Annotated in this window: 4 protein-coding genes; 2 read left to right on the forward strand and 2 right to left on the reverse strand. The window is 62.8% G+C overall.

Going from position 1 to position 4,780, the window contains the following annotated elements:
- Window positions 1-98: 98 nt before the first annotated feature.
- Window positions 99-908: a hypothetical protein gene (locus VNH11_25755; GenBank protein HVA49799.1), complete on the reverse strand. Its 810-nt coding sequence runs from the start codon at window positions 906-908 to the stop codon at window positions 99-101.
- Between the two features lie 316 nt (window positions 909-1,224).
- Between VNH11_25755 and VNH11_25760 the strand changes: the two genes are divergently transcribed.
- Together VNH11_25760 and VNH11_25765 are read left to right on the forward strand one after the other, a co-directional pair.
- The gene (locus VNH11_25760; protein ID HVA49800.1) at window positions 1,225-2,127 is read left to right on the forward strand and encodes a serine hydrolase; all 903 of its coding nucleotides are present in this window, start codon (window positions 1,225-1,227) and stop codon (window positions 2,125-2,127) included.
- A gap of 614 nt (window positions 2,128-2,741) precedes the next feature.
- The gene (locus tag VNH11_25765; protein HVA49801.1) at window positions 2,742-2,990 is read left to right on the forward strand and encodes a hypothetical protein; all 249 of its coding nucleotides are present in this window, start codon (window positions 2,742-2,744) and stop codon (window positions 2,988-2,990) included.
- 85 nt (window positions 2,991-3,075) lie between these two features.
- Here the strand turns inward: VNH11_25765 and VNH11_25770 are convergent, their stop codons facing one another.
- Window positions 3,076-4,227 (reverse strand): GYF domain-containing protein, encoded by a 1,152-nt coding sequence (locus VNH11_25770; GenBank protein ID HVA49802.1) that lies wholly within the window; start codon window positions 4,225-4,227, stop codon window positions 3,076-3,078.
- Window positions 4,228-4,780: the final 553 nt, after the last annotated feature.

Here is a 4,780-nt window from a genome sequence, read left to right on the forward strand (position 1 = left end):
CCAAGCTCTGCCCCAGCCACCGCCAATGTCTCATTCCCAGCCGCGTGAAGTTTACCCCGTCAGCGCCGCCTCGTCGACGCCAAGCTCGGCGATTGCATTTACGCCTCGGCCGGAGCGAAGGCAAGCTGCTCGAGCGCTTTCAAGCTTTGCAGCACGGAGTCACGCGGCACCTCCCGCCAGCCGGCCAGCTTGTGGTGCAGAATCGCCAACTTGAACGACTCGAAGGCCTCAGCCAGATCGTCGGGCAATTCCGGCAGATCCGCGAACGGCCGCACCGGCGTACCGGACGAGTCGGCCGGATAGGCGGCCGAGTCCGCGTCGAAGGGCGTTCCGCTTTCAATGTCTTCACTCGCATCTTCGTGATCGTCGGCGCGTGACCGCTCGCGGGCAGAGGCGCTCGGCGAGCTTTCGCCCGGTTCACTTGCCAGATCGCGAACGACGCCCATCGCGGCCGAATCTGCGGGACCGGCATCTTCGTCGAACTCGGCCTCGACGATCTCCTCGTCGCGTGGCTGGGAGTTCTTGCCGCCGAGCGCCTCCCAGCGCTGGGCCCGCATGTCGCCGACGGACCAGCGGCTTTGCACGGCCCCTTCCAGCCACATTTCGGCGTCGGACCAGTCGATGGCGGCCTGGAAGTGGCTCCAGTAGAGACCGGCGTAGGTTTCGCGGACGGCCTGGAACCGTTCATAGACCCGCCGCAGCCGGCCGACGTGCTGGCTGCTCACCTGCCCGACACGCCGGCTCCAAGCGTCGTCGGAGTATTCCTGCACGGCCGCTCCCGACGCCTTGAGCGTCTCTCGCCAGTCGTGGATGATTCGTCCTTTTTCCCAATTCGTCGTACTGATCAGCCCTCGCCACTCGCCGACGTAAGGCAGCGATGCTTCGTCGGTCACAACGACGTCATGCACTTCCGGTTGCTCCGTAACTGCTCGGACCACCTGCGTTTTCCCCCTGAAATCGAGACTTCGTGTCGCGTCGGCCGCCGCGACATGGGCGGCGCGTGAAGGGGCGATTCTATTCGATGGTGGTCGTTGGCACGAACACAAAATGAAGGCCGCCTGGCCTGACGTGATGCCTGCTCGCCGGAAGCACCGGTCAACTATGAACTTGGCGACGGCTTGCACTCCGTGGCGAAAGCCAAGCTGCTTGGGGAAAACCTGTTACGCCGCACGCGGCCACCGCCCATTGTTTGAAAGCGTCCCGCACGCAGTATAGATTATCGGAATGCACTCAAATCTTAAACGCGGCCTGGGGCTCGTTTTGCTCATCGCCTGCTGTCACGGCCCGCGACCGGCCTCGGCGCAGGACAAGCCATCTCTCTCCGAACGATTGCTGCCGTTGATCGAGGCCCATCAAGGACGCGTGGCCGTGGGCGTCGAACGCCTGGATGGCGACGACCGCTTCGCCTATCACAACGACGAGGTGTTTCCGACGGCGAGTCTCATCAAGTTCCCGGTGCTGATCGAGCTTTATCGGCAGGCGGCGGAGGGCCGCGTCGATTTGAAGGCCCAGGTCACCTTGCGGGCCGCCGACAAAGTGCCCGGTTCCGGCATTCTCACCTCGCACTTCTCCGACGGCGCGACCTTCGCGCTGGTCGACGCCGCGCGGCTGATGATCGCCTATTCCGACAACACGGCCACCAATCTGGTGCTCGATCAGATCGGCATCGCCGCGACCGGCGAAACGATGCGGGCGCTGGGCTGCTCGAATACGCGCATTCACAGCAAGGTGTTTCGCGGCGACACATCCATCGACCCCGAGCGAAGCAAGCGCTACGGACTGGGCAGCACGACCGCCGCGGAAATGGTGCTGTTGCTCGGCAAGCTGCACCGGCGGGAGCTGGTGAGTCACGAGGCGAGCGAGGCCATGCTGGCCCATCTGAAAACGTGCGACGACAAGCACAAGTTCCGGCGGTTCTTGCCCGACGACGCGGTGTTGGCCTACAAGACGGGCAGTCTCGACGCCGTGCGCACGGCGGCCGGCATTCTCTACCCGTCCGGCGGCCCGGTGGCGTTGTGCGTGTTGACCGCCGAGAACGAAGACCGCCGCTGGACCCGCGACAACGCCGGCGACCTGCTCTGTGCCGAGATTGCCCGCGAGGTCTACGCCGCGTTCGACCGCCGCTGACGATGACTTTCACAACGCGGATGCCCCCCTTTTGTCTGGGCAGCAATGCCAACCGAAACCTTTCTACACAAGCACTTGCGCCGCATGACCCCCGCCGGCTTCAACGCGATTTGCCGGAAATTGTGCGCTTTGCCGCGCCGAGTCATCGACCCGCGGCGACAAGCCGTGGACTTTGGGGTTCGAAGGCTGCCAACCGATTTCGAAGGCCGCCAAGTTCCAACGACCTTGTGGTGTAGGCGTCTCGCCTGCGCGAAAGCCAAAAACCCCGTATGCCAGCGAAGATGGCCAACTTTGCCGCTCGGCATCGCAGCCTACTGCCTGCGTCTCGGCCGGCAGAGATCACCAGCGCGCTGGTGATCTTCGCTTCACGGCAACTCATTATGTTCGCAGTTGGCCATCTTGGCACATCTTGTGGTTGCCGCTCGGATAGCCACAACATGTTGTGGTTCGAGTTCGAACCCGGATCCCTGATGCCTGCAGTTTGCCGACTTGTCATGTCTCGGCGGCCGGTTCATGCTAGTTCCCGCACGCGATTCATGGATGGAGGGATTTTCCCACTTGCCCTCTTGCCCACTATCGGATAAGATTGCTGGAGAAGGACAATTTTGATCGCCATGATTACGAAACAAGTAGATTCCAAGGGTCGTGTGACCCTTGGGGCTGAATTCGCCGGAAGCTTGGTCATCGTGGATGACAGCGAGCCGGATGCCGTCGTGATCCGCAAGGCCGTCGCCATTCCAGAACGGGAGGCGTGGCTTTACCGGAACCCCGAGGCATTGGCCGCCGTGCGGCGCGGGTTGGAGCAGGCGCGGAACGGTGAATTCAGCGGGAACCCACCCGACCTCGAAGCAGACGCTAACTAAAGGCTTGGCGTCGATCTGGCACGCCGTTGAATTACGCCCCAACACCTCGATGTCGAAGCCCTCGACGCTGGCCATGCCGCCGCTATCAACACGGTAGCCATTCGGCGTCCATCCGCGACGCGAACCAGGCTTGCCGATCGATTCTCCTAGGGTCGTAGGTCAGAACCTGGTGATCGCCGCGGAGAAACTTTTTTGCGCGACACTTGAACCACAGTTTGCGCCACGAAAAGCCTCGCGGATAAAACAAGCCGACGATGGCCAACGACCTCGCCTCGGCCACGACGTAGTTGAAGCTGCCGTGCCGCGTGTTTCGGATCGCCTCGTCCAGCTCGGAGGGACGATAGAGACGCATGTCGGGGTCGGGATCGTCAAGCGACATCTGCGCAAGCTCGCGCGCGTCGGCCACAGGTCTCGACGTGCCGAGCCCGAAGCCCTGCTCGCGTACCTGCACGATGAACCCGAACTCGCCGGGCAACATTGTTTTGCCCGGGCAGTGCAGATGGCAGAGGGCCGACTTCGTGCCGTGCTCCGGCATGTTCGCGTCGCCCATCAGCATTAGGCAGCCAGGTGGCAGGGCCAAATATCCGTCGTCAGCACGGACACGCTCGCGGGCGCCGGCCGGTTCGTACGCCAGGCATGGATAGTCGCCGCTCAACAGCGACCTTGCCCGCCAGCGGAACAGCGTTTTCCGCAGCGACCATCCTTGCGGAAAGAAAATTCCCACGGGCACCAGATAGGGGCTATCGACGACGACGTAGTTGAGCTCGCCGTTTCGCGTGTTGCGGATCACTTCGTCCAGTTCGCAGGGCCGGTAAAGCCGCCGGTCGGGGTCGGCGTGGTCGACCCGCATCTCCTCGACTTCGTGTACGTCCCACAACTGGCGCGAGGCGGCGAATTGGAAACCGCCCTCGCGGGCCTCGACCAGATAGCCGAATTCGCCCGGCAACCTGGTCTGCCCCGGGCAATGGATGTGGCAGACGGCGACGGTGTTGTGGGGCCGGGGCCAACCGGAGCGCGTCGACCAAGCGGCCATGACGAGCGAGCAGCCTTTCGGGACGGCCAGAAACCGCCGGTCTTTGGGCGGCAGCAGGTCGAGAATCGGTTGCCAGTTTTTGCCGCTGTCTTGGGTGATCAGCGTGCGGGGGTCCATTCCGCCGGAGCGAACGCGGTCCCAAAGGTCTCTGATCGTGACCGGCCCGAACGCGCGTTCGCCGTCGAGGTAATACCAGGTGGCCATATTCCTTTGCTCGCGCCGCCGAAATGGTAGAGGTAGCCGTCTTTCATAGCGCCGAATCTCTCGGTTGAACAGTAGGCACCAAAAAGTAGCAGCCTTTCGGCTCTTGGATGAATTCCATTCGTTGATCCATTTGCGGCGCGACGGGCTCGTTCGATCCGCACCTCCCATGCCGTGACGTAAGTCCTTATTCTGCCTTGTGTGATGCAGTCAATTTGATGCCGTTCTGTCCCGTTGTGAGACGCCTCGCGATGATTGCTCGACGCTGCTGTCAGGCCGGTGGCGAATTGGAAACCGCCCTCGCGGGCCCGACCCGTCGTAACGGGTTCACGCGGGGCGTTGCCGCGCGCCGCGGCCTTTTTGTCGCGCGCATTTTGGCAGAACGTTGAAAACGGCCAACTTGCGGCTATTATATCCTATCTTCCGCAGGTCATTCCGGCAATTTCCGGGAGTTTCCAGGGGCGGGCATCATTGGCCGTAGGAATCGGGCGAGAGGCCGAGTAGCTTGAGGATCTGCCGCTGCACGGGCGTCAGTTCCGTGACCAGCACTTGCGGC

The organism is Pirellulales bacterium, from assembly GCA_035533075.1.
In the GTDB taxonomy this organism is placed as follows: Bacteria; Planctomycetota; Planctomycetia; order Pirellulales; family JAICIG01; genus DASSFG01.

Bases quoted from the DNA above. Each gene is read 5' to 3' on its own strand.
- VNH11_25760 (HVA49800.1), top strand. From the start codon at position 1,225: ATGCACTCAAATCTTAAACGCGGCCTGGGGCTCGTTTTGCTCATCGCC.
- VNH11_25765 (HVA49801.1), top strand. From the start codon at position 2,742: ATGATTACGAAACAAGTAGATTCCAAGGGTCGTGTGACCCTTGGGGCT.
- VNH11_25770 (HVA49802.1), bottom strand. From the start codon at position 4,227: ATGGCCACCTGGTATTACCTCGACGGCGAACGCGCGTTCGGGCCGGTC.